This is a genomic window from Lentzea sp. NPDC005914 (assembly GCF_040629405.1).
In the GTDB taxonomy this organism is placed as follows: Bacteria; Actinomycetota; Actinomycetes; order Mycobacteriales; family Pseudonocardiaceae; genus Lentzea.
In genome coordinates this window covers 191,527-213,960 of sequence record NZ_JBEXVQ010000013.1, presented here as the reverse complement: position 1 = coordinate 213,960, position 22,434 = coordinate 191,527, and the positions used below count along the sequence as shown (strand labels likewise).

18 protein-coding genes and 1 pseudogene are annotated in these 22,434 nt (G+C 69.0%); 8 read left to right on the top strand and 11 right to left on the bottom strand.

Annotated elements, in window-relative coordinates; translation table 11 throughout:
* Window positions 1-11: 11 nt before the first annotated feature.
* From ABZ345_RS20520 to ABZ345_RS20480, 9 genes are all read right to left on the bottom strand, one after another.
* Window positions 12-1,808, bottom strand: a complete 1,797-nt coding sequence (locus ABZ345_RS20520) for an ABC transporter ATP-binding protein (RefSeq protein WP_359850759.1) — start codon at window positions 1,806-1,808, stop codon at window positions 12-14.
* 30 nt (window positions 1,809-1,838) lie between these two features.
* A complete protein-coding gene (locus ABZ345_RS20515; protein WP_359850756.1) occupies window positions 1,839-2,867 on the bottom strand; it encodes an iron-siderophore ABC transporter substrate-binding protein in 1,029 nt (342 codons plus the stop codon).
* A 98-nt stretch (window positions 2,868-2,965) separates the two neighbouring features.
* Window positions 2,966-3,793 carry an ABC transporter ATP-binding protein gene (locus ABZ345_RS20510; protein ID WP_359850753.1) on the bottom strand — a complete coding sequence of 276 codons (828 nt, stop codon included), beginning with the start codon at window positions 3,791-3,793 and terminating at the stop codon, window positions 2,966-2,968.
* Window positions 3,794-3,859: 66 nt separating this feature from the next.
* Window positions 3,860-5,311, bottom strand: a complete 1,452-nt coding sequence (locus ABZ345_RS20505) for a non-reducing end alpha-L-arabinofuranosidase family hydrolase (RefSeq protein ID WP_359850812.1) — start codon at window positions 5,309-5,311, stop codon at window positions 3,860-3,862.
* Window positions 5,312-5,539: 228 nt separating this feature from the next.
* The gene (locus tag ABZ345_RS20500) at window positions 5,540-6,592 is read right to left on the bottom strand and encodes an iron chelate uptake ABC transporter family permease subunit (RefSeq protein ID WP_359850751.1); all 1,053 of its coding nucleotides are present in this window, start codon (window positions 6,590-6,592) and stop codon (window positions 5,540-5,542) included.
* Window positions 6,589-7,647: an iron ABC transporter permease gene (locus ABZ345_RS20495; RefSeq protein WP_359850748.1), complete on the bottom strand. Its 1,059-nt coding sequence runs from the start codon at window positions 7,645-7,647 to the stop codon at window positions 6,589-6,591. The genes ABZ345_RS20500 and ABZ345_RS20495 overlap by 4 nt, the downstream gene beginning before the upstream one ends.
* Before the next feature lie 50 nt (window positions 7,648-7,697).
* Entirely contained in the window at window positions 7,698-8,147 is a 450-nt protein-coding gene (locus tag ABZ345_RS20490; protein ID WP_359850745.1) for a hypothetical protein, read from the bottom strand.
* 84 nt (window positions 8,148-8,231) lie between these two features.
* Complete coding sequence (locus ABZ345_RS20485) at window positions 8,232-10,874, bottom strand: BTAD domain-containing putative transcriptional regulator (RefSeq protein WP_359850742.1); 2,643 nt, start codon at window positions 10,872-10,874, stop codon at window positions 8,232-8,234.
* 3 nt (window positions 10,875-10,877) lie between these two features.
* Window positions 10,878-11,357, bottom strand: a complete 480-nt coding sequence (locus tag ABZ345_RS20480; RefSeq protein ID WP_359850739.1) for a hypothetical protein — start codon at window positions 11,355-11,357, stop codon at window positions 10,878-10,880.
* Window positions 11,358-11,654: 297 nt separating this feature from the next.
* Here ABZ345_RS20480 and ABZ345_RS20475 point away from each other — a divergent pair, with 297 nt between their 5' ends.
* From ABZ345_RS20475 to ABZ345_RS20440, 8 genes are all read left to right on the top strand, one after another.
* Window positions 11,655-12,500, top strand: coding sequence for a hypothetical protein (locus tag ABZ345_RS20475; protein WP_359850736.1), 846 nt, complete (start codon window positions 11,655-11,657; stop codon window positions 12,498-12,500).
* Window positions 12,490-13,005, top strand: a complete 516-nt coding sequence (locus ABZ345_RS20470; protein ID WP_359850733.1) for a hypothetical protein — start codon at window positions 12,490-12,492, stop codon at window positions 13,003-13,005. The genes ABZ345_RS20475 and ABZ345_RS20470 overlap by 11 nt, the downstream gene beginning before the upstream one ends.
* Window positions 13,006-13,046: 41 nt before the next feature.
* Window positions 13,047-14,063 carry a LacI family DNA-binding transcriptional regulator gene (locus ABZ345_RS20465; protein WP_359850730.1) on the top strand — a complete coding sequence of 339 codons (1,017 nt, stop codon included), beginning with the start codon at window positions 13,047-13,049 and terminating at the stop codon, window positions 14,061-14,063.
* 101 nt (window positions 14,064-14,164) lie between these two features.
* A complete protein-coding gene (locus tag ABZ345_RS20460) occupies window positions 14,165-16,309 on the top strand; it encodes a glycoside hydrolase family 36 protein (RefSeq protein ID WP_359850727.1) in 2,145 nt (714 codons plus the stop codon).
* Window positions 16,306-17,610, top strand: coding sequence for an ABC transporter substrate-binding protein (locus tag ABZ345_RS20455; RefSeq protein ID WP_359850724.1), 1,305 nt, complete (start codon window positions 16,306-16,308; stop codon window positions 17,608-17,610). Before ABZ345_RS20460 ends, ABZ345_RS20455 begins: the two co-directional genes overlap by 4 nt.
* Window positions 17,610-18,539 (top strand): sugar ABC transporter permease, encoded by a 930-nt coding sequence (locus ABZ345_RS20450; protein WP_359850721.1) that lies wholly within the window; start codon window positions 17,610-17,612, stop codon window positions 18,537-18,539. Before ABZ345_RS20455 ends, ABZ345_RS20450 begins: the two co-directional genes overlap by 1 nt.
* Window positions 18,536-19,357, top strand: a complete 822-nt coding sequence (locus ABZ345_RS20445; protein ID WP_359850718.1) for a carbohydrate ABC transporter permease — start codon at window positions 18,536-18,538, stop codon at window positions 19,355-19,357. The genes ABZ345_RS20450 and ABZ345_RS20445 overlap by 4 nt, the downstream gene beginning before the upstream one ends.
* Before the next feature lie 17 nt (window positions 19,358-19,374).
* Complete coding sequence (locus ABZ345_RS20440) at window positions 19,375-21,909, top strand: hypothetical protein (RefSeq protein WP_359850716.1); 2,535 nt, start codon at window positions 19,375-19,377, stop codon at window positions 21,907-21,909.
* Window positions 21,910-21,924: 15 nt separating this feature from the next.
* Here the strand turns inward: ABZ345_RS20440 and ABZ345_RS20435 are convergent, their stop codons facing one another.
* Window positions 21,925-22,083, bottom strand: coding sequence for a hypothetical protein (locus ABZ345_RS20435; RefSeq protein WP_359850815.1), 159 nt, complete (start codon window positions 22,081-22,083; stop codon window positions 21,925-21,927).
* Window positions 22,084-22,255: 172 nt separating this feature from the next.
* Window positions 22,256-22,426, bottom strand: a pseudogene (locus ABZ345_RS20430) (alpha/beta hydrolase fold domain-containing protein); the annotation flags it as partial.
* Window positions 22,427-22,434: the final 8 nt, after the last annotated feature.

The window sequence follows — 22,434 nt, the reverse complement described above, 5'->3', positions numbered from 1 at the left end:
GTGAGCCTAACCTAAGTAATTGCGGATCCGAATCTCCAAGCGGCCCAAAGTGCCGCGTAACGCCCGTCACGCGCCACAAGTTCCTCGTGCGTGCCCTGCTCGAGGACGCGACCCGCGTCCAGGACGGCGATCCGGTCCGCCGCGATCGCCTGGGTCAGCCGGTGTGCCACCCAAAGCGTTGTGCGGCCACGACAGGCCGCCAGCGCGGCCCGTTCCAGCGCGGCGGCACCCTGGCTGCCCGCCTCGGCAGTCGACTCGTCCAGCACGACGACGGGGGAGCGGCCGAGCACCAGGCGGGCCAGCGCGATCTGGGCGATCTTGGTCACGTCGAGGCGTTCGCCTCCCTCGCCGACATCGGTCCGCAAACCGGAAGGCAACGCCTGCACCCACGAATCCGCGCCCACCGTTCGCAGCGCAGCCATCAGCTCGTCATCGGTCGCATCCGGTGCGGCCAAACGAAGATCCTCCGAGAGTGGACCGGCGAACACGTGCGCTTCCTGGGTCAGGATGCTGACCAGCGCGCGGGCGCCTGCCTCGTCCACGTCGGCGAGATCGGTCGGCCCGATGTGCACGGATCCGGTCAGCGGCGTGCCGGTCCCGGCGACCAGCGCGGCCAGCGTCGTCTTGCCCGCTCCGGTCGCGCCGACCAACGCCAACGACGTTCCCGCGGGAATCTCCAGCGAGAGGTCCGACAGCACGTCGTGCTCGGATTCGGGATAGCGGAAGGAAAGCCCGCGCACCGAGACCGGAAGCGGGTGCGCGTCACGATCGACCGCCACCGCACTGCGCACTAGCGAGTCGCCGTCGGATTCCGACAGCACGCCCACCAGCCGTGACAGCCCGGCGCCGGATTTCTGCGCCTCGTCGAAGAACGCCATGATCAGGCCGAGGGGCACGAACAACTTGTGGAACAACAGCGCGGCAACGGAAACCTGGCCCAGCGAAGACTCCCCGCCGGTCACCAGGAAGTAGCCGACCACGATGATCAGCCCGAGGCCGATGAACTCGGCGCGGTTCTCCCGTCCGATGAACCGGCCGAAGAAGCGGAAGACGTCGATCCCGATGTCACGCACTCGCCACGATTCTGCGGTCACCTTGTCCCGGAACGCGTTCTCCAGGCGATAAGCGCGCACGGTCGCGATGCCGTCGAGCCCGCTGATCAACGCCTGCGCGCGATCGGCCTGAGCCTCGGAACGGGCGCGGTAGAGAGGCTGCGAGCGCGGCAGATACCACCGCAACGCCAACGCGTACGCGGGAAGCGCACAGGCACCCGCGAGGCCGAGCCGCCAGTCGAGCCCGAACATGCCGGCGGTGGCGATGACGACCAGGACCGTCGCCGAGAAGATCGTCGGGATCGCCGTGCGGAAACCCTTGGAGATGACCGCAACGTCGTCACCGACGCGGGAGAGCACGTCACCGCGCCCGACTTCCTCGATGCGCGCACTGGGCATCCCGAGCACGGCACGGACCGCGCCCTCCCGCAGGCGTGCCAGCATCTCCGCGCCCGCCCGGCCGACGAGGTAGGTCGAGACCGCGGTCATGACCGCCCCGGCCAGCGCCGAGACGACGGTGGCGATGCCGATCGTCCAGAGGATCGAGACGTCGCGCCCCTGTGCGATGCCGTCCACCACGGTGCCCAGCAGGAACACCGGGACGATCTGCAGCACCGCCCCCGCCACCGTCGCCAGCACGGTGGCGATCGGCAGCAGGGGGGCGGTGCGGCAGTGGTCGAGCAGCCAGCGGGAGGCCTCCCGTCCGGACGCCGTGCGCAGGATCTTCGACGGCGCGCCGGAGACGCTCGTGGTCACGAGGGGAGGCCTTTCGCTGGAGTTCGTGGATCAGGCGCCGGACTTGGCGGACTTCACCAGCTCGTCGATCGCGTAGGGCAGGGACGGGAGGGTGGCCTGCGAGATCGCGGCGCCGACCGCGGGGCCCTCGCTGTCGAGGATCCAGTGGACCTTGCCGGCCTTGACCGCGGGCAGGTTCGCGAACAGCTGGAAGTTCTTCAGCGCGTCCGCGTCCGCCTTGTCGGCGACCACGAAGATGCGGTCGGTGTTGATCAGGTCGATCTTCTCGGGCGAGAGCTTGGCGGAGAAGCCGCCCTCCGCGATCTCGTCGACCTTCGTGTTGCCCTTGAAGCCGATGCCGGTCAGGAGCTGGCCGCGCACGTCGGTGGTGGTGAACGGCACGATCGCGTCCTTGTACCAGGTCAGCACGGTGGCGGTCTGGTTCGCGAACTCCGGGTTGGCCTTCTTCGCCTCGGCGAGCTTGTCGTCGAGCCCCTTGATCAGCTTCGCGCCCTCGTCACCCTTGCCGACCGCCTTCGCGATCTGCAGCACGTTGTCCTGCCACTTCGCGCTGAAGGGCTCCTTCTCGGCCTTGGTGCGGCCGACCACCGGCGCGATCTTGGTCAGCTTGTCGTACCAGTCCTGGGTGGCCTCGGAGTACACCGCGACGATCAGGTCGGGACGCAGCTGCGCGATCTTCTCGTAGTTCGGCTCGGTGTCGCCGTTCTTCATGACGACCTCGGGCGTGGCCGAACCCCACTTGTCCTTCACCCAGGCCCACTGGGTGTTGATGTCGGGCTTGGTGCCCTCGGGGTTCGGGTACTGGTCGACCATGCCGACCGGGACGACGCCGAGCGCGAGCAGCGTCTGGTCGTCGGTGTAGCCGAGGGACAGGACGCGCTTGGGCGCTTCCTTGATCTCCGTCGTGCCGAAGAAGTGCTCGACCTTGGTCGGGAACGTGCCACCGGAAGCGTTGTTCGCGCCAGGCGTCGAGGCCGGAGTGGACGAACCACACCCGGCGAGGACGGCCGCCCCGACCACCGCGGCTGCTGCCACGGCCGCCAATCGCTTCCAGGTCATGGCTGTTCGCTGGCCCATTCGGCACCTCTTCGTTCGCTGCCCACGCGGCGGGGAAATTAGGACAGGCGAACCTTATCACCTGGTTAGGGCAGGCTAACCTAGGCCTTCTCACTCTTCGGCGTCACATGGGTCCGTCCGATGGGAACGATCAACGGACGTTCGCTCACCGGGTCGTCGATCACCTTCGCCTGCAGGCCGAACGTGTCGAGCAGCAGGTCGCTCGTGATCACCTGGCTCGGATGTCCTTGAGCCACAATGGATCCGGACTTCATCACGATGAGGTTGTCGCTGTAGCGGACGGCGAGGTTCAGGTCGTGCAGGACCATGACGATCGTGCAGCCGCTCTCGTGCAGGTCGTCGACGAGGTCGATCACGTCGATCGCGTGCGCGAGGTCCAGGTAGGTCGTCGGCTCGTCGAGCAGCAGCAGATCGGTGCCCTGGGCGAGCGTCATGGAGATCCACACGCGCTGCCGCTGACCACCCGAGAGCGAGTCGACCGGGCGGTGGGCGAGGTCGGCGACACCGGTCATCTCCAGCGAGCGCGCGACGATGCCCGCGTCGTCGCTCGACCACTGGCGGACCCAGCTCTGGTGGGGGTGCCGGCCGCGAGCGACCAGGTCGGCGACGGTGAGGCCCTCCGGCGCGATCGGGGTCTGCGGGAGCAGGCCCATCTTCTTCGCGACGTCCTTGGTCTTGAGGCGCGCGATGTCGTGACCGTCGAGCAGCACGGTGCCCTGGCGCGGTTTGAGCAGGCGGGACAGCGTGCGCAGCAGGGTCGACTTGCCGCAGCCGTTCGGGCCGATGACCGTGGTGATGACGCCGGTCGGGATGGAGACGTCCAGGTTGTCGAGCACGACGCGGTCGGCGTACCCGACCGTGACGCCCTCGGCACCCAGTCGGGCGGCATCGTTGCGCAGCGCGGTCATAGGGAAACCTTACCTAACTCAGGCGTCCTCACCTGAAGTGCGGTGAGGCGCCTGAGCGGTCGTGTTTCAGCGCTGGAGTGTGAGCACGGCGGGCCGCCAGGGCAGCGAGTTGTACGGCTGGCCGTCGGAGCTGGGGCTGCGTCCCTGGTAGAGCAACTGCAGGTTGCACGGGTCGATGGTCTTGGTCTGGTCGGGGTTGGTGCGCACCAGGTCGCCGTGGCTGATGTCGTTGCTCCACGTCGCGCCGCTGTTGGCCTTGCCGGCGAACGGGTTGCTCTCGGTGGCGGCCTGCGGGGTCCAGGAACCGCCGAGGCTGCTGGAGGTGAACGAGCGGAAGTAGCGCCCGCGCGCACCCATCGCCTCGACGAGCATGAGGTACTGGTTCTGGTCCTTGACCTTGTAGACCTCGACCGCCTCGAACAGGTTCTCCCTCGTGTCGGTCATGATCGTCGTGTACGAGGTGCCGAAGCTGCCGGGGAAGTTCCCGATCGGCATGCTCGCCCGGTAGATGTTCCCGTTGTCACCGGCGAAGAACAGGTACATGTTCGTGCCGTCGCCGATCAGCGTCTGGTCGAGGGCGCCGCCGCCGGGGATGTTGCCGGAGAAGAGCGTCTGCGGCGAGGACCAGCCGTTGGCGTTGGTGGGGTCGCTGGTGGTCCGGTAGCTGAAGGTGGTCGGGCCCCACTGGTAGGCGAGCACCCAGATGTTCTTGGGGGCGAAGTAGAACAACGTGGGCGCGACGGTGCCGATGTTCATCGTGTTCTGCGGGGCCGAGGCCATGTCCGACCAGTTCGTGAACGTCCCGAAGTTCATCGAGCCGTAGTGCTGCCCCGACGAGTCGACCGTCGAGCCGTAGACCAGGTGCTTGCCGTTGTAGACGACGTTGCTGAAGTCCTTGAGCGAGACCAGGCCCGACTTCGGGTTCGCCAGCGAGCCCGTCGACGACCAGCGGTAGGTCGACGGAAGAGAACACGTCCCCGGCGTGCTGTCCACGCGGACCAGTTGCCACTGCTGGCTGGTCGCGTTCCGGTCGCCGTTCTGCACGACCGCAGCCCCGTCCGCGGTGGACTGGCGGGTCACCTCCACGGTCTTACCGCTGTTGCGGTTGATCAGCCTGGCGTAGCCGCCGTCGGAGTCCGCGAGCCGGAACTGCTGGTTGGTGCCGTTGAGATCGGTCCACTGCTGGACCTTGCCGCCGTCCGCGACCGACCAGTTGTCGACGTCGAGGACCTTGCCGGAGTTCTTCGACTTCAGCCGGTAGTAGCCGCCGCCGGAGTCCACGAACTGCCACTGCTGGTTCGCGCCGTCGTGACGGGACCACTGCTGGACCACCGCCCCGTCGGCAGTGCCGGCTGCGGCGACGTCCATTGCTTTGCCGCTGTTGCGGTTGACCAGCACGTACCACGCGTTCGTGTCGACGGTCGCCGCCGACGCCGCGGTCGGAGTGAGCGCGACCACGGTGCCGGTCAGGAGGACGGTCGCGAGCAGGGAACTGAGCAGGGACGCCCACCGGCGCAAAGAATCCACGGTGATTCTCCTTCGGGGTCAGAAGCACACGTGCAATTGGTCAGCGCCTACCGCGCCCAGTGTTAGCGCTAACATTTGCCTCTTTCGAGGTTGCCAGAGTCTTTCTCAACCTGCAAGGCGCAACTATGCGGAACGCAGGATGACCTGCGGCGTTGCTGAACGGCATTCGAATCGAATTCGACGCGGAAACCGCTTCGAGCGCATTTCCTCAAATGACCCTCAGGCTGACCGTTTCACGTTCGCGCGCACGAGCAGGTAGACGAGGAACGGGCCGCCGATGATCGCCGTGACGATGCCGACGGGGAGGTCGTTCGGCAGCACGGTCCGTGCGATGAGGTCCGAACCGATCAGCAGCAACGCGCCGAACAGGCCGGACGCGATCAACGGCGGCACGGGGGAGCGCAGCAGCCGCATGGTGATCTGGGGTGCGACCAGAGCCACGAACGGCACCGGGCCCGCTGCTGAGACCGCGACACCTGCCAGAAGCACCGCGCACAGCAGCAGTACGGCACGCACGGCGGAGTAGCGAACACCAAGACCAGCTGCCACGTCGTCGCCGAAGTGCATCGGCTGCATCTGGAAGGCGACGACGAGAACGACGACGACCAGTGGGACGGTGACCCACAGCGTCGTCCACACCTCGGTCCACGACCGCGAGTCGAGCGACCCGACGAGCCACGACTGCGCGCGGGCGACGTCACGGATGTCCGCCAGCACCAGCAGCCACGTCGTGAGCGCCTGCATGACCGCGCTGACCGAGACGCCGATGAGGATCAACCGGAACCCGTCGATGCCCCGGCGCCACGCCAGGAAGTAGACGAGCAACCCGGTCAGCAGCCCGCCGGCCAACGCCGCCGCGGGCAGCCCGACCGCAGTGGTGACCGCCGAGCCGCCGGTGGCCGTGACGAGGAAGACCGCGGTCGCGCTCGCCCCACCCGTGATGCCCAGGACATCGGGACTGGCCAAAGGGTTGCGCGCGATCGACTGGGTCAGAGCGCCGGAGATCCCGAGTGCCACGCCCACGATCACGCCGACGAGCGCGCGCGGCATCCGCAGGTCCATGACCACGAACTCGTCGACCCGCTCACCCTGCCCGAAGATCGTCCTGATCACCGCGGGCAGTTCGATGGTGAAGTCGCCGACGGAGATCGACACGCAGAAGACGAGGAACGTCACCGCGGCGATGATCAGCGTCACGAGCACGACCCACGGGCGCCAGACCCACGACCAGCCGCCGACGCGGACACCGGGATGCATCTCAGTGGTGGTCATGCCTGCCTGAACTTCCCGCGCCAGACCAGTGCCGCGAAGAACGGTGCGCCGATGAGCGCGATGACGATGCCGGCCTGGAGTTCGGCGGGCCGCACGACGAGCCGTCCGGCGATGTCGCTGACGAGCAGCGTGAGCGCGCCGAGCAACCCGGCGTACGGCACCAGAAAGCGGTAGTCCGGCCCGGTCATCCATCGCGCGATGTGCGCGACCATCAGTCCGAGGAACGCGATGGGCCCGCACGCCGCCGTGGCCGCGCCCGCGAGCAAAGTGACGGCCACGACGCCGATGGTCCGGCCTGCCGCGATGTTCACGCCCAGCCCGCGCGCCACGTCGTCACCGAGGTTGAGCAGGTTGATCGTGGGCAGGTTGAACAACGAGACGACGAGTCCGACGGCCACGAAGATCGTGGCCACGACGATCACGTTCCACCCGACGCCCTGCACCGAGCCCGCGTTCCAGAACCGCAGCACGTCCAGGGTCTGCTTGTCGGACAACGCGACTGCGGACGTCATCGCGGCGAGGAACACCGTGACGCCCTGCCCGGCCAGCGCCAGGGTGAGCGGGTTGCCCGCTCCCCGCCCGAGACTCGACAGCCCGAACACGAGCACGCCCGCCGCCGCGGCCCCGATGAACGCGAACCACATGTACTGGACGGGGTTCTGCAGCCCGAACAGGTAGACCGCGAGCACCACGGCGAACGACGCCCCGGAGTTCACGCCCAGCAGACCGGTGTCCGCGATGGGGTTCCGGGTGTGGCCCTGGATCAACGCGCCCGCCACGCCGAGCGCGAGGCCGGCGACGATCGCGAGCACCGTCCGCGGCACGCGCAGGGTCTGCACGATGAGCGTGATCTCGGTGAGCCGCTGGTCGGTGCCGGGATCGCCGAACAACCCCTGCCACACCTCGGCGGGGGAGAGCGACCGGGCACCGATCACCAGCGACAGCACCGCTGACACGGCGAGCAACGCCACCAGGCACGCCAGCCCGCGCAGCCGTCGCGGGCCCGCTTGGGCCGGTGCGGGATCCAGCCCGCGTTGCTCCACCACGATGCTCACGACGGGCTACGTTAGCTCCCGTCACTCGGACGGACCTAGGGCACCCTTACCTAACTCTTCGTGGCTCTCGTCTCGATGGCCCTGACGGTCTTCGCGAGCGCTCCGCCGAGGACCTGCCTGCCGAACAGGCCGAGCACGACGCCGAGCAGGCGGCCCTTGAGGTTCTTGCCCTCGCGCACCACCACGGCGTGCACGACGGTCGTCCCGTCGGCCTGCCTCGTGAACGTGTAGGTGTGGCCGGACCTGCCGCCCCACACGTTGGAGTCGGTGGTGGTCAGCACGACGCGGCCGAGGTCGGACCAGTCGTAGTGCAGGCGTTCCCAGATGCCGCCGGACCCCTCGGTGACGTCGGCGAAGTTCTCGCCCCGCTCGTGCACCTTCAGGTAGTCGTCGGTGCTGTTGGGGAAGAGCTCCGCGCGGCCGGGACCGAAGTCGGTCAGTCCCGCGACGAACTGCTCGGGCGTGGCGGTGGTCTGCTGGGTCAGGGTGATGGTGGACATCTCGTCGCTCCTCTTTGGCGCTGTTGACACCGACCACGTTCCCCGTCCAGGGGGTGTGTTCGCGCCAGTGAGGAACCCTGGTCGTCAGGTCCCCGGGGTGACGTGGATCTCCGCGAGCTGCTTGCGCATCCGGTCGGCCTCGTCGTCACGGCCCTGCTGCTCCAGCATGACCAGCGCCTCCTGCCAGCACCGCGCCGCGAGGTCGCGCTGGTCGAGAGCGAGGTGCGGGTGGCCGAGATTGGTGAGGACGTTGGCGGCGACGTAGTCGTCGTTCTCGGCCCGGCACAGCTCCAGCGCCCGTTCGTAGAGGGCGATGGCCTCGACGTGGTTGCCGGCCTGGTGTTCGACGCGGCCGAGCGTGTCCACGGCGGTCGCCTCGCCGTGCCGGTCACCCAGCTCGTGCAGCAGGGTGAGGGCGGTGGAAGCGTGTTCACGGCCGCTGGCGGTGTCGCCGATCTCCGCGGCGCAGTGGCCGATGTTGTTGTGCGCCATGGCGAGCAGCATCCGGTTGCCGGTGCGCCGGTAGTGCGGCAGCGCGGCCTGGGCGTGCTCGAACGCGCGGTGGTACTCGGACCTGCTGGCCCACAGCCAGGCCAGGGCGCCGTGCGCGTCGGCCAGGGCGAGCGGCTCGCCGACCTGGCGGGCCAGGTCGAGTGAGGCCGCGAGGTGGTGCTGCGCCTCGTCGTAGCGGTGGACCTGGCCGAGCGAGCTGCCCATGATCCGGTGTGCGATGACCCTGTCGGCGGGGTCTTCCGCGGCATCGAGGGCGGCCTGCCACATGGCCAGCTCGTCGTCGAGATGACCGCGCAGCTGGTGGTAGGCGTGCGAGACCCTGGCCAGCAGCACGACGCTGTCGTTCCAGCCGTGGGCCGCCGCCGCTTGCTGGACGGCCTGGTGCGTGCCGCGTTCGGCGTCGAACCACGCCAGCGCGCCCGCCTTGTCCCGGGCCGGGGTGATCTCGACGTCCGAGCGGCCGAGGGTGATCAGCGGGCGGTGCGGGTCGATCACCCGGTCGTTGGCGTGCGCGGTGTGGACGTGGTGGTCCACGAGCCTGCGCAACGCCTCGGTGCCGTCGCTGTTCCGCTCGGCCGCGTACGCCCGGACCAGGTCGTGCATCCGCGCCCGGCTGCCGCTGATCGAGATCAGGGAGGCCTGTTCGAGAGCTCGCAGCGTCGCGCGTGCGTCCTGTGTGGACACTCCGGCGAGGCTCGCGGCCGCGTCCAGGCCGATGTCCTCGCCGGGCGCGGTTCCCAGCAGCGCGAACATCTGCCTCTGCTGGTCGGTCAGCGCCCGGTAGGACCACGAGAGCACGACCGGCACGCTGACGCTCGGGTCGGCGTCGAGCGCGCCGAGCCCGAGCTCCTCGAGCTGGTGGGCGATGGCGGCGAGCGATAGCTCCGGTTCGGTCAGCACGCGGGCGCCGACGATGCTCAACGCCAGTGGCAGCCCGCCGCACAGGTCGATGAGCCGTGCCACGGCGAGAGGTTCGGCGTTCAGCCTGCTCGCGCCGATCCTGGTGGCCAGCAACGTGGCAGCGTCGGAGTCGGCGAGCACGTCGAGGCCGACCGGCCTGCTGATGCCCGGCAACCGGTTCCGGCTGGTCACGAGCACCTTGCAGGTGTCGCCGCCGGGCAGCATCGGGGCGACCTGGGCGGCGTCGACGGCGTTGTCGATCACCACGAGCATGCGTCTGTGCGCGGTCAGGCTGCGGAACAACGCGGCACTGGTCTGCGGGTCCGCCGGGATGCGGGCGGCGTCGAGACCCAGCGCGTGCAGGAACCCGCGGATGGCGACGTCCGGTTCCATCGGCGTCTCGTCGGGGCTGAACCCGCGCAGGTCGACGAACAGCTGGCCGTCGGGGAAGCGGTGCAGGTTGCGGTGCGCCCAGTGCAGCGCGAGCCACGTCTTGCCCATGCCGCCCGCGCCCGCGATCGCCGCCACACCGGTGCGCACGGCCTGGTCCAGCTCGGCCAGGTCTTCCTGCCTGCCAACGAACTGCGCCGGCGCCGACGGCAGCTGCCTGGGCACCTCGACGGTCGCTTCCTGGTCGCTGAGGAGGAGTTTCTCGTGCAGCCGCCGCAGGTCCGCACCCGGTTCGGTGCCGAGCTCGGTTCTCAGCCTGGTGCGGAGGGCGAGGAACTGGTCGAGTGCCTCGGAGACGCGGCCGGCCTGGGCGAGCGCCCGCATGTGCTGCGCCGCCACGCGTTCGTCGAGCGGCCGGGCCGTCGCGTGCGCGGCGATCGTCGCGAGCAGCTCGGGTCCGTGGCCGAGCCGCAGACGTGCGTCGACGAGGTCGAGCTCGGCGGCGTCGCGTTCCCTGACGAGCTGCTCGCGGGTTCGCCCGGCCCAGTCGCCGCCGATGCCGGTCAGCGGTTCGCCGCGCCACAACGCGATGGCCTCGCCGAGAGTGCCCGGCTGGCGGCAGAGCTTGCGGAACCGCAGAACGTCCACACAGGACTCGTCCGCGACGAGCACGTACCCGGTCGACCGGGTGGCCAGCTCGATGCCGGTCTGCCGCAGCCGGGAGAGGTAGCTGTGCAGCGTGGCCCGTGCCTGCGCGGGCGGCTCGTCACCCCAGACGCGTTCGGCCAGCTGTGAGACCGACACGGTCTTGTTGACGTCGACCGCCAGTGCCGCGAGCACGCATCTCTGCCGCGCGGGTCCCAGCTCGACGTTGTGGCCGTCGACCCGCGCGGTCACCTCTCCGAGCAGGTCGATCTCGACCACAGATCAGCGATCCTTCTCAGCGGCGACGAGCGAGACGACGGCAAGTCCGGTGTTGACGGCGGAGACGATCGTGGTGAGCTTCGCCGCCCTGGCCGGAAGCTCGCCACTCCTGCCAGCGTAGATCGCGGCAGCCGTGTCCGTGGCGTGAATGAGCACTGCCTGCCGCAACATCCGGCGATCGGCCTTGAGCGTCAGGAGGTCGACACCGAGAACGAGCGTGCGGATGCCGAACATGCGGGCGGGGTAGACGAACCGCTTGTCGTCGCCCAGGTCGCCGCCGAGGCTCTTCGCCATCCTCCCGGCCGCGAACAGTCCCAGCGCGCCGTTGAAGATCCGGACGAACGCCAGCGCGGTCCGGGTGACATCGCCCAGCTTCATCAAGCCACCCGCTCTGTTGATCTGGTCGCAGACCACGATTCTAGGTGGTGCGGGCGCGGGTGCCGTGGTGGGCAGGCCGGTCGCCGAGGATTCATTTCTGTGCATTTCACCCCCAGGACGGCCGACGGGGCGGTCGGCCTCGATGTCGAATATTCGACGGGTGGTGTCGAACTCGTGCGGAAGCAATCACAGAGCAGCTGCTGTGAAGGTTGTATAAGTACTCGATTGAACCTTTTTGGTTGTTGACGAGGTCGCTCGTCGGCGACAACACTGCTCCAACCACGGCAAACACGGAGATCTCCGCGAGTCGACACGGGGCCTCGCGCGATCGTCGCACCTGTTTGTCCCATGGATTGTCCGACCCTCATCGAGCTGGGATTGAGATTGCCCGAGACGACCGAGTTGAACATTCTTGAGGGGCGCCCGGCGATTGTTCGTCTGTTCTGGTGGCGCTCCAGTCAGTCGGCGCGCCTGGCGATGACATGCCTCGGTGTCGTCACCGCGGTCGCCACGACCGGAGCGGTCGGCTTCGCCACCGAGGTGCTGCCGCAGCATCATCGGAGCGACGGACTCGAAGCGGCCGTGCACCGGGGCGACTCCTTCGAGGCCGTGGTGCACACGGTGTCCGAAGTGGACACGTTCGACGGTGTGGAACCCGCCACGGGGCTCTTCTTCCGGGCTCGCGTCGCAGGGTTGCTCCGGACCGGGTGCCGGCCGGCCGAGTCGCGCGAGGCCGCCCAGAACCTGTTGCGCGGCAGGAACGTGCGGCTCATGGTCAGGAAGGACGGTGGTTTCGACAGCGATCTGATGACGGTCGACGTGGTGCTGCCGGACGGGACGGACTACGCGCACACCATCGTGCACGACGGTGTGGCGCCCGCGGACCTGACCGCACGTGATGATCTTGCGGTTGCCGACTCCGAGGCCCGTCAGGAACGCCGTGGTCTGTGGGCCGTCAGCTGCGCCACGAACGAGCAGGTGACGGCGTCGGCGGCGCCCAGCGAACCCTCGTCCTTCGCGCCCACCCTGACCACGACCACAACTGCCGCGACCACCACCACGGAGCCGGCACCGTCCTCATCTGAGGTCACGCCCACCTCGGCGCCGTCCCGCGGCGGCTCCTGGCTGGACGTTCTGCTGGGCAGGCAGTGCTACGTCGAAGGTGCGCGCAGGACGTCCGCGAACGGTGACGAGATGGTGTGCGAGCGCACCGGCCGGGATCAGCTGAGGTGGCGGCGTGTCCATTGAGGACCACGTCGACCTGTTCGGCAGGCCCGCTGACGATGCCGACGGACGGCCCCGCCTCCCGGACGGCAGGCCGCCGCGCGGTCTGACCGCGGGTGGCTGGGTGCGCACGACGGGCTGGCTCCAGTTCGGTGACTGGCCGGTGAGCTCGGCGCTCATGGCGACGTTGCTGGGGATGCTCGGGGCGATGGTCTGCGCCGTGTTGCTGGTTGGCACGTTTCCCGTCGCCGCCGGTGTCCTGGTGGTCGTGGTTCCGCCGCTGTTCGGCGCTGCCTGGGGGATTCTGACGACGTTCGTGAAGCCCGCGTCCCTCGCGCGGAACATCGGGACCAAGCCCGCGGAGAGGCTGTCACCGGGCGATGTCGTCCGGTTGTACGGCTCGATCGGACCGGTCGGGCAGGTCGTCGCGGTGACGTTCGCGGAGAGCGTGCGCGTGGCGTTCCACGGTGGAGGTCACCGCACGTGGACTCGCCGTGAGGTGGTGCATGTCGCGGAGCTGCTCAGTTGACCGACTTTGACGCCGCGATCGGCAGCGATCACGATGTCGAGGTGACACGACGATCTTCCGCCACGCCGAGCATCCGGGATGTCGCGGCGGCCGCCGGCGTCTCGTACCAGACCGTGTCACGGGTGCTGAACGACTCGCCGCGGGTGAACGCCGACACCCGCAGGCACGTGCTCGAGGTCATCGAACGGCTGGGGTACCGCCCGAACCGCGCGGCCAGGGCGCTCGGGTCGGGACTGTCGTCCACGGTGACGGTGGTGATCGCCAACACCACGTTGTACGGCTATGCGGCGACGCTGCAGGGCATCGAGGAAGCCGCGCGGTCGGCGGGTTTCGCCGTCGGTGTGCGGGTGGTGGAGTCGGACAGTCCGGTCGACGTCAGCCACGCGGTCGAGCACGTGAGCGATCCCAACGCGGGTGGCGTCGTGGTGATCGCGTTCGACACCGCGGGTGCCGAGGTGCTGCGAGCGCTGCCGGCGGACGTTCCCGCGGTGGCCGCCACGGAAGCCGGTGGGCTTGCGGGGGTCTCGCGTTCGATGGTCTTCCTGGACGAACGTCAGGCCGCTGCCGACGCGACCAGGCATCTGCTGGAACTGGGGCATCGCACGGTGCATCACGTGGCGATTCCGTCGGAGAGCGGCACGAGCGCCCGTCAGTCGGGGTGGCGCGCGACGCTCGAGGCGGCGGGCGTGCCGGTGCCCGAGGTGCTGACGGCGGGGTGGGACGTGCGGTCGGCCTACCTCGCGGGTGCCCGGCTGGCGGCCGATCCGGAGGTGACGGCGGTGTTGTGCGGCAACGACGACACGGCACTCGCGGTGCGTCGTGCGCTCTACGAGGCGGGGCGGGACGTGCCGGGGGACGTCAGCATCATCGGCTTCGACGACGTGCCCGGTGCCGCCTACTGGACACCGGCGCTCACGACCGTGCGGATGGATTTCGCGGCCTTGGGGCGGGCGTGCCTGGCCGCCATCGCGGCCGAGGTCGCGGGGGAGCCGCGCCAGGTGATCGCACTCGCGCCGCCTTCGCTCGTGGTGCGGGAGTCCACCGCGCCACCGCGGTAACAACTGCGTAACACACCCTTTCCCCATCGCAGTGTTAACGCTCACACTGTTGCGACGATGTGACCGGTCACACCGTGTGGACCAGCAGGAATGGGGCGACAGTGATCTCGATCGAGTCCGCGACCGGCGTGATCTGGGGGCATTCGGCGCTGGAACTCGTGGTGGACGTCGCGCCCGACGGAGCGGTCGGCGTTCGCTCGCTCTCGACCGGTGGCGCGGCAGCCGATGGCACTCCGGTCACGCAGCCGCTGGTCGAGATTCTGGTGGCGGGCCAGGGCAGGGCTCGGGTGTCGCACCGCTTCTCCGAGACCGCCGTGGGCAGGCGCATGGTCTACGCCGGTTCTGCCCGCCGCACCGACGGCAAGTGGAGTGAGCTGCACGTCGACCTGCGGGACGAGCTCACCGGCCTGGTCGCACGCACGGTGTTCCGTTCGGTCGACGGCATCGCCGCCTGCCAGATCACCACCACGGTGACCAACCACGGCCAGGAGACGGTGACGCTGCTGGGGCTGACCTCGTTCGCCGCGGGATTCGGCGGAGCGAGGGTCGAGGACCTCGACGTGCTGCGGGCGGACAGCGAATGGCTCGGTGAGGGACGGTGGTCCCGCCGCCCGTTGCGCGAGGACGCCGTGCCCGATCTCAATCTCGGGCTGCACGGCCAGGACGGCCGCGGCCGCCTCGCCGTGGTCAGCACCGGCACGTGGTCGACGGGCACGGTTCTGCCGACCGGTGGTCTCGTCGACCGGCGGACCGGGCAGGCGTGGCTGTGGCAGGTCGAGCACAACGGCGCCTGGCGGTGGGAGGTCGCGGAACGGATGGACGGCGCTTACGTCGCGCTGCTCGGGCCGACCGACATCGACCACCAGTGGCAGCACCGCATGATGCCGGGCGAGTCGTTCACCTCCGTCCCGGTGTCCCTGGCAGTGTCGGCGTCCGGTGTGGACGGTGCGATCGCCGCACTCACCCGGCACCGTCGCGAGATCGTGCGCCTGCATCCCGACCGGACCGCGCTGCCGGTGGTGTTCAACGACTACATGAACACGATCATGGGCGATCCCACCACGGAGAAGCTGCTGCCGTTGATCGATGCGGCCGCGGCTGCCGGTGCGGAGGTGTTCTGCATCGACGCGGGCTGGTACGACAACGGCTCCAGCTGGTGGGACAGCGTCGGCGAGTGGCTGCCGTCGCGGACCAGGTTTCCCGGCGGGATCGAGGAGGTCGTCGCGCGCATCCGGGATCTCGGCATGGTGCCGGGGCTCTGGCTCGAGCCCGAGGTGATCGGCGTGCGCAGCCCGATGGCCGACCGGCTGCCGCCATCGGCGTTCCTGCAACGCGGTGGTGTCCGGCTGGTCGAACACGGCCGCTACCACCTGGACCTGCGGCACCCGCGGGCCGTCGCGCACCTGGACGCGGTGGTCGACCGGCTCGTGGGCGAACTGGGCGTGGGGTACTTCAAGCTGGACTACAACATCGACGCCGGCGCGGGCACGGACGTGGCCGCGGACAGCGCCGGCGCGGGCCTGCTCGCGTGCAACCGGGCGCACCTGGCGTGGCTCGACGGAGTTCTGGACCGCCATCCCGGTCTGATCCTGGAGAACTGCGCGTCGGGTGCCATGCGCATGGACTACGCGATGATGGCGCGGATGCAGCTGCAGTCGACCAGCGACCAGCAGGACTTCCTGCGCTACCCGCCGATCGCGGTGGCCGCCCCGATGTCACTGCTGCCGGAGCAGTCGGCGAGCTGGGCCTATCCGCAGCCCGACATGTCCGAAGAGGACATCGCCTTCACGCTCTGCACCGGCATGCTCGGCAGGCTGTACCTGTCCGGCCGTCTCGACCTCATGACGACCGCCCAGCTCAAGTCCGTGCACGCCGCAGTCCGGGTGCACCAGCAGATCCGCGCCGAGCTCGCCACCGCGGTTCCGTTGTGGCCACTGGGTTTGCCCGCGTGGAGCGACCGGTGGCTGAGCCTCGCCCTGACCTCCGGCGACGTCACCTACCTGGCGGTGTGGCAGCGCGACAGCGACCAGGCGAGCGTGACGTTGCCGCTGCAGCACCTGCGCGACTGCGACGTCGAGCTGGAAGTGCTCTACCCGCGTGATCTGCCCGTGTGGACGTCCGACTGGAACGCGCCCGCGGGAGAGCTGACGTTGACGGCCGAGCGCCTGCCGGCGTCGGCGCGCCTGTTCCGGATCTCCCACCGCACCTCCCCGATTCCCTCACCCACCGAAGGATCCGCCCGATGAAGAGTTGGATCAACGTTGCGGCCGCCACCCTCCTGTTAGGACTCGCCGCGTGCAGTGACCCCGGTGCGGACGCCGGCTCCGGCGGTCCGGTCTCCTGGGCCGACCCCACCGCGTCGCTGAGCGGGACGAAGCTGACGATCTGGGCGGCGCAGAACAGCAACACCGTGCCGGAGCAGGTGGTGGCGGCGTTCGAGAAGGCGACCGGTGCCGACGTCGACGTCGTGACCATCCCCGACCCGTACGAGCAGGGCGTGCAGACCAAGGTGGCCACCGGCGACAAGCCGGACCTCGCGTTCTGGCAGCCCACCGCGTCGATGCTCACGGCGATCAACGCCAAGACGAACCTCCAGCCCCTGACCGACGCGCCCTGGCTGCCGAAGCTCGCGCCGGAGGTGAAGGACATCACCGGCATCCTCGACGGCACGCGGTACGCCGCGCTGGTCACCAGCCCGGCCGTCGAGGGCGTCTACTACAACAAGGAGGTGTTCGCGGCCAACGGGATCACCGAGCTGCCGAAGAACTTCGACGACATGGTCACGAAGGCCAGGGCGCTCAAGGCCAAGGGCGTCACCCCGTTCTTCGAGATGGGCGGCGACCGCTGGGCGACGCAGTGGTGGGTGCACGTCCTGCTCGCCGACGCCGCGAAGGACGGGCTCTGGGAGAAGATCAACACCAAGAAGGAGACCTTCAGCAGCCCGGTCGTGCTCGACGCGATCAAGAAGTACAAGTCGCTGATCGACGAGGGACTGTTCAACGCCGACATCAGGACGGCCAAGTTCGAAGACCAGGGCGCGGCCCTGCTCGACGGCAAGGCCGCGATGGCCGTGCAGGTCACCTCGTTCTTCGGGCAGCTGCAGGCGAAGGCCGACACCGCGACGCTCGACCAGAAGATCGGGTTCTTCCCGATCTCGCCGTCGGGCAACGTCGGCACGTTCATCCCGGACCAGTCCAACGCACTGGTCGCGTTCCGCACCGGTGACGCCAAGCGCGAGGCCGCGGCAAGGCAGCTGCTGGCGTACTGGATGGGACCGGGCTACCAGGAGTTCGTCAACGCCCGCAAGACCGTCTCGCTGCAGCCCGCGATCGCCAACCCGGCCGGCGTGCCGAAGGCGCTGCTCGATGTGCACGCGTCGCTGCCGACAGCGGTGGGCTCCATGCAGACGGCCGCGGTCGCGAACCCGGACCTGTACATCAACCTCGCGGACATGATCGTCGGGACGATGACGCCCGAGCAGGTCGCGAAGGCGACGCAGGACCAGTTCGCCCAGCTGGCCAAGGCGGCCGGGGCACCGGGGTTCTGATGCCGGTCACCTCAGCACCAGCGCGGGAGCGGTCGTCGGTGCGGCCGCTCCCCGTGCCGGACCCGCCGCGCCGCAACGCGGTCAAGCGGCAGACGCATCCGATGTGGTTCCTGGCACCGGCTTTCGTGATTCTGCTCGTCTTCTTCTTCGTGCCGACGCTGTTCAACTTCATCTACGCGTTCACCGACTGGTCCGGCTTCAAGGGCGCGATCAAACCCGTGGGGCTGGACAACTTCAGCCAGCTCGCGGCGGACGGCACGTTGCTGCGGGCGGTGCGGATCACGCTGGTCTACGCGGTGCTGGTGGCGTTGTTCCAGAACCTGTTCGGCTTCGCGCTCGCCGTGCTGCTGGAACGGGACACCACGCTGAACCGGGTGGTGCGGATCTTCTTCCTGGTGCCGGTGCTGATGTCCGCGCTGGCGGTCGGCTACATCTTCCAGGCGTTGCTGAAACCGCAGGGCAGCCTCAACAGTCTGCTCGGCATCGACTACGCGTGGCTCGGTGACACCACCTGGACGATCGTCGTGGTCGCGGTGATCCACGCGTGGAAGTGGATGGGCCTGTCGATGCTCATCTACCTGGCGGGACTGAAGACGATTCCCGAGGATCTGCTGGAGGCGGCGCGCATCGACGGCGCGTCGCGCGCCAGGGCGTTCTGGGCGATCAGGTTCCCGCTGCTGGCGCCCGCGGTCACGTTCAACGTCGCGACCGCGTTGCTGGGGTCGATGAACGGGTTCGACATCGTCCAGGCCACCACCGGCGGCGGGCCCGCGCGGACCACGGAGATCCTCAACATCTTCATCTACCGCACGTTCGGGCAGGGCCTGTTCGCCCAGGCCACCGCGATGAGCCTGGTGCTGTTCCTGCTCGTCGTGGTGCTGGCGTTCCCGTTGATCCGGATGCTGCGCAGGCGGGAGGCGGTGCTGTGAACAGGGTGTGGACCAGGGCGCAGCCCGTCGTGGCGGTCGCGCTCGCGCTCGTGGTCATCGGGATCCCGCTGTGGCTCGTGGTGGTCACCGCGGCGAAGTCTCAGGGCGAGGCGCTCAACCCGGATCTGTCGCTGCCGCAGCACTGGCAGCTGCTGGAGAATCTGCGGACGGTGTGGGTCGACGGCCAGGTGCCCGCCGCGTTCTTCGGCAGCCTGCTGGTCGTCGTGCCGACTGTGGCGTTGCTGCTGACGTTCGGGTCGATGGCGGCGTGGGTCCTGGCTCGCCGCGCGACGCTGCTGAACGCTGTGCTGTACGCGTTGGGCATCAGCGGGATCGTGCTGCCACCAGCTGTCGTCACGGTGGTGTTGTTGTTGCGCCAGCTCGGGCTCGCGGGCAGCGCCATCGGCATGATCGGTGTCTACACGGGGATCTACCTGTCCACGGTGATCTTCTTCGTCACCGGCTTCGTCCGGACCATCCCGCCGGCGCTGGAGGAGGCCGCGCAGATCGACGGCGCCGGTCCGGTGATGGTGTTCTGGCGGATCGTGCTGCCGTTGCTGAGGCCGGTGCTCGCCACCGCCACGATCCTCATCTGCCTGTACGTGTGGAACGACGTGTTCTACGCGTTCTTCGTCATCGGCGGGCGGATCGACACCCTGCCGCTGAACCTGTTCCGCGTGGCGAGCGCCGGTCTGTACCTGAACAACTGGCATCTGATCTTCGCCTACGTCGTCCTGATGAGCCTGCCACTCGTCGTCGTGCTCGCCGTCGTCCAGCGAAAGATCATCTCGGGCATCACCGGTGGTGCCGTCAAGTGATCCGAAATGGAGCTCCGATGCGTATCCCTGCCTGCGCGGTCGTTGCCGCGTTAGCGTTCGCCACCCTCACCCCGTCGGCCGCCGTCGCCGCGACCGAGACACTGCGGGTGGACCTCGCCTCCTCGACCGGCGCGTTCCGCGGTGGTGCGACGGGCATGCTCTACGGCCTGGGCGATTCCGGTGTCCCGTCCCAGGACCTGGTCGCGGGCATGCGGCTGCGCAGCATCTCGCAGAAGGCGCCGGACGGGGACCAGCACCCGAACGGCGACGCGCTGAAGCTCGCGGACGAGTTCTTCGCGACGGGCGGCAGCGAGATGCACATCTACGCGCAGGACGCCTACAGCAAGTGGCCCTACGAGGACCTGGGCATCGACGACTACGCCGCCAAGTTGCGGCCGCAGCTGGAGAAGGTCGCCCAGCGCCCCGACCGCGACAAGTTCGTGTGGACGATCTTCAACGAGCCCGACGGCATCTGGTACTCGGACTGGGCGAACAAGAAGCAGAAGTTCTTCGCCGACTGGACCAGGATCTACCGCCTGGTGAAGTCCGTGCTGCCCAACGCTCGTATCGCGGGCATCGGTGAGACCCGGTACCGCGCGGACCACCTGCGCGAGTTCTTGACGTACGCCAAGGCCAACAACGTGCTGCCGCAGATGACCAGCTGGCACGAGCTCGGCCCGGACTCGCTCGCGCTGTACCGCAAGAACTACGCGGACTACCGCGAGATGGAACGGCAGCTCGGCATCTCGCCACGAGAGATCGTCATCAACGAGTACTCCAACAAGCGCGACACCTCGGTGCCCGGCCAGATGGTCCAGTGGATCACCATGCTGGAAGACACCAAAGTGGACGGTCACATGGCCTTCTGGTCCATGGCGGGCAACCTCAGCGACCACGCCGTGCGCGCAGGCCGTGCCAACGGCGGCTGGTGGCTCACCAAGTGGTACGGCGACCTTTCCGGAAGCTCGGCCAACGCGGTCAACACGGTCAAGGTGACGCCGCCGCAACCGAACGTCCGGGACTCCCTGCAGGGCATGGCGACGTTGAGTGGCGCCAAGGCGACGGTGCTGCTCGGCGGCACGGCGAACGACGTGAACGTCGCACTCACCGGCATCGACCGGAAGGTGTTCGGCGATCAGGTCGACGTGCGGGTCTCCAAGACCAGCTGGAGCGGGTACGAAGGGGACGCGGGCCAGCCGTCGGTCGTGGCGGCGTCGCGAATCCGGGTGGCGAACGGCGCGGCGACGGTCAAGGTGCCCGGTGGCGACCAGCTGGCCGCGTACCAGGTGATCGTCACGCCGGCCTCGGGTGTGGCGCCGGTCGCGAACGCGCCGTGGCAGGCGAGCTACGAAGCCGAGAACGGCACGGTGGAGAACGCCCAGGTGTACGTGCAGGACGACGGATCGGGCTCCTGGGACATGGCCATGCGCTACACCACGTCCGGCCGCAAGGACGTCGGCTCCATGAACCGGCCGGACTCGCGCGTGACCGTCAACGTGACCGTGCCGCGCACCGGCTCGTACAAACTCGGTGTCTTCTACGGCACCAACGCGTTCGTCGGCCAGCAGGCTCTCTACGTGGACGACGCCCACGTGCGGAACCTGACCCTGCCCGCAACTCTGGGCTGGACCTACCGCGGCCGGTACGACACGCCCGTCCAGCTCACCGCGGGCACGCACCGGCTCTCGTTGCGCACCAGCGGTCCCGGCGGCTACCTCGGCGGCTCGTCCGACATCACGCTCGACCGCGTCGACCTGACCGAGGTCACCGGTCCGGAAAGGACGGTGTACCCGCTCTCCGACGCCCGCAGCTCCGGCGGCAGCGCGCTCCTGCGGGCCGGCGACTCCGTCACGACCTACGTGTCCGCGGCCGAGGACGGCTACTACCGGCTCGACACCACCCTGACCGCGACCGGCAGGAGCACCCTCGGGCTCACCCTCTCCGGCCGCAGGGTCACCGGTGCCGACCTGACCACCACCTGCGCCGGCGCTTGGAACGGCAACACCACAGTGCACCTCAAGGCAGGCATCACCGAGGTCAAGCTGTCCAACGAGGGCCGCACCCCGCTCGCCGCGGGCACGCTCACGCTGACCCGCGACGCCGCGGCCGACCGCAACGCGGTCCGCGTCGAGGCCGAGGCCGGCAAGCTCGCGGGTGGCGCGGCGACCGCGTCGAGCCCCTGGGCGTCCGGCAGCACCTACGTCGGTTACGTCGGCAACAACGGCACGCTCACGGTTCCCCGCACCGGGGTGAGCGCCGGCCAGTACAACCTGACCGTCGCCTACGCCCAGGCGGACAAGAACACCGGCCACCCGTACAACACCGACATCATCAACCGGACGCTCGTCGCCACCGAGGCCGGAGGAAAGGCGACGGCCACCCGGTACCGCCACAACTACACGTGGGACGGGTTCTGGCTCGAGACGTCGCCGATCGACCTGGTCACGCCGGGTGGCGCGGTCACCTTCGGCAACCCCGCCGGCTGGGGGCCGAACGTCGACTGGGTCCAGTTCGCGCCGCTCGTCGTGGCGAACAAGACGACTCGGCGGTAGTTGGCCCGATCTCCGTCACCGGTGGTTCGCCGCCGGTGACGGAGTTTCCCAGGTCGCGGCCAGCCAGGTCTCGATGTCGTGCCGGGCGGTTCGGGCGACGTCCCTGTCGCGGTTGGTGAACGCGTGCGGCGCGCCGGGGTAGACACGCAGGTCGTACGTGCCGAACTGGAGCACGGCGCGGTCGAACGCCTTCAGCCGCGATCACGCAAGCGCAGCAACGTCGTGACGGCGAGGGTGCTGCCCGCCGAGAACCCGCCGATGGCCAGCCGCGTGGTCCCGAACCTGGCTCGGCGCGCTCGATGAGCCATGGCGCGGCCGTCTCGCAGTCGTCGGGTGCGGCCGGCCAGGGATCTTCGGGGGCGATGCGGTAGTCCACGCTCACGATCGCCAGTCCGAGCGTGTCGGCGAGCTGCTGGTTGCGTGCGTTCTCCCGCGCGGTCGGGCCCAGGTAGAAGCCGCCGCCGTGGATGTCCAGGTAGACGCCACGAGGTGGCCGTCCGGGACGGAAGGTGCGCACGGGCACCT

Coding starts and splice junctions, on each gene's coding strand:
- ABZ345_RS20515 (WP_359850756.1), bottom strand. CDS start 2,867: ATGACCTGGAAGCGATTGGCGGCCGTGGCAGCAGCCGCGGTGGTCGGG.
- ABZ345_RS20510 (WP_359850753.1), bottom strand. CDS start 3,793: ATGACCGCGCTGCGCAACGATGCCGCCCGACTGGGTGCCGAGGGCGTC.
- ABZ345_RS20500 (WP_359850751.1), bottom strand. CDS start 6,592: ATGACCACCACTGAGATGCATCCCGGTGTCCGCGTCGGCGGCTGGTCG.
- ABZ345_RS20490 (WP_359850745.1), bottom strand. CDS start 8,147: ATGTCCACCATCACCCTGACCCAGCAGACCACCGCCACGCCCGAGCAG.
- ABZ345_RS20480 (WP_359850739.1), bottom strand. CDS start 11,357: ATGCACAGAAATGAATCCTCGGCGACCGGCCTGCCCACCACGGCACCC.
- ABZ345_RS20455 (WP_359850724.1), top strand. CDS start 16,306: ATGAAGAGTTGGATCAACGTTGCGGCCGCCACCCTCCTGTTAGGACTC.
- ABZ345_RS20450 (WP_359850721.1), top strand. CDS start 17,610: ATGCCGGTCACCTCAGCACCAGCGCGGGAGCGGTCGTCGGTGCGGCCG.
- ABZ345_RS20440 (WP_359850716.1), top strand. CDS start 19,375: ATGCGTATCCCTGCCTGCGCGGTCGTTGCCGCGTTAGCGTTCGCCACC.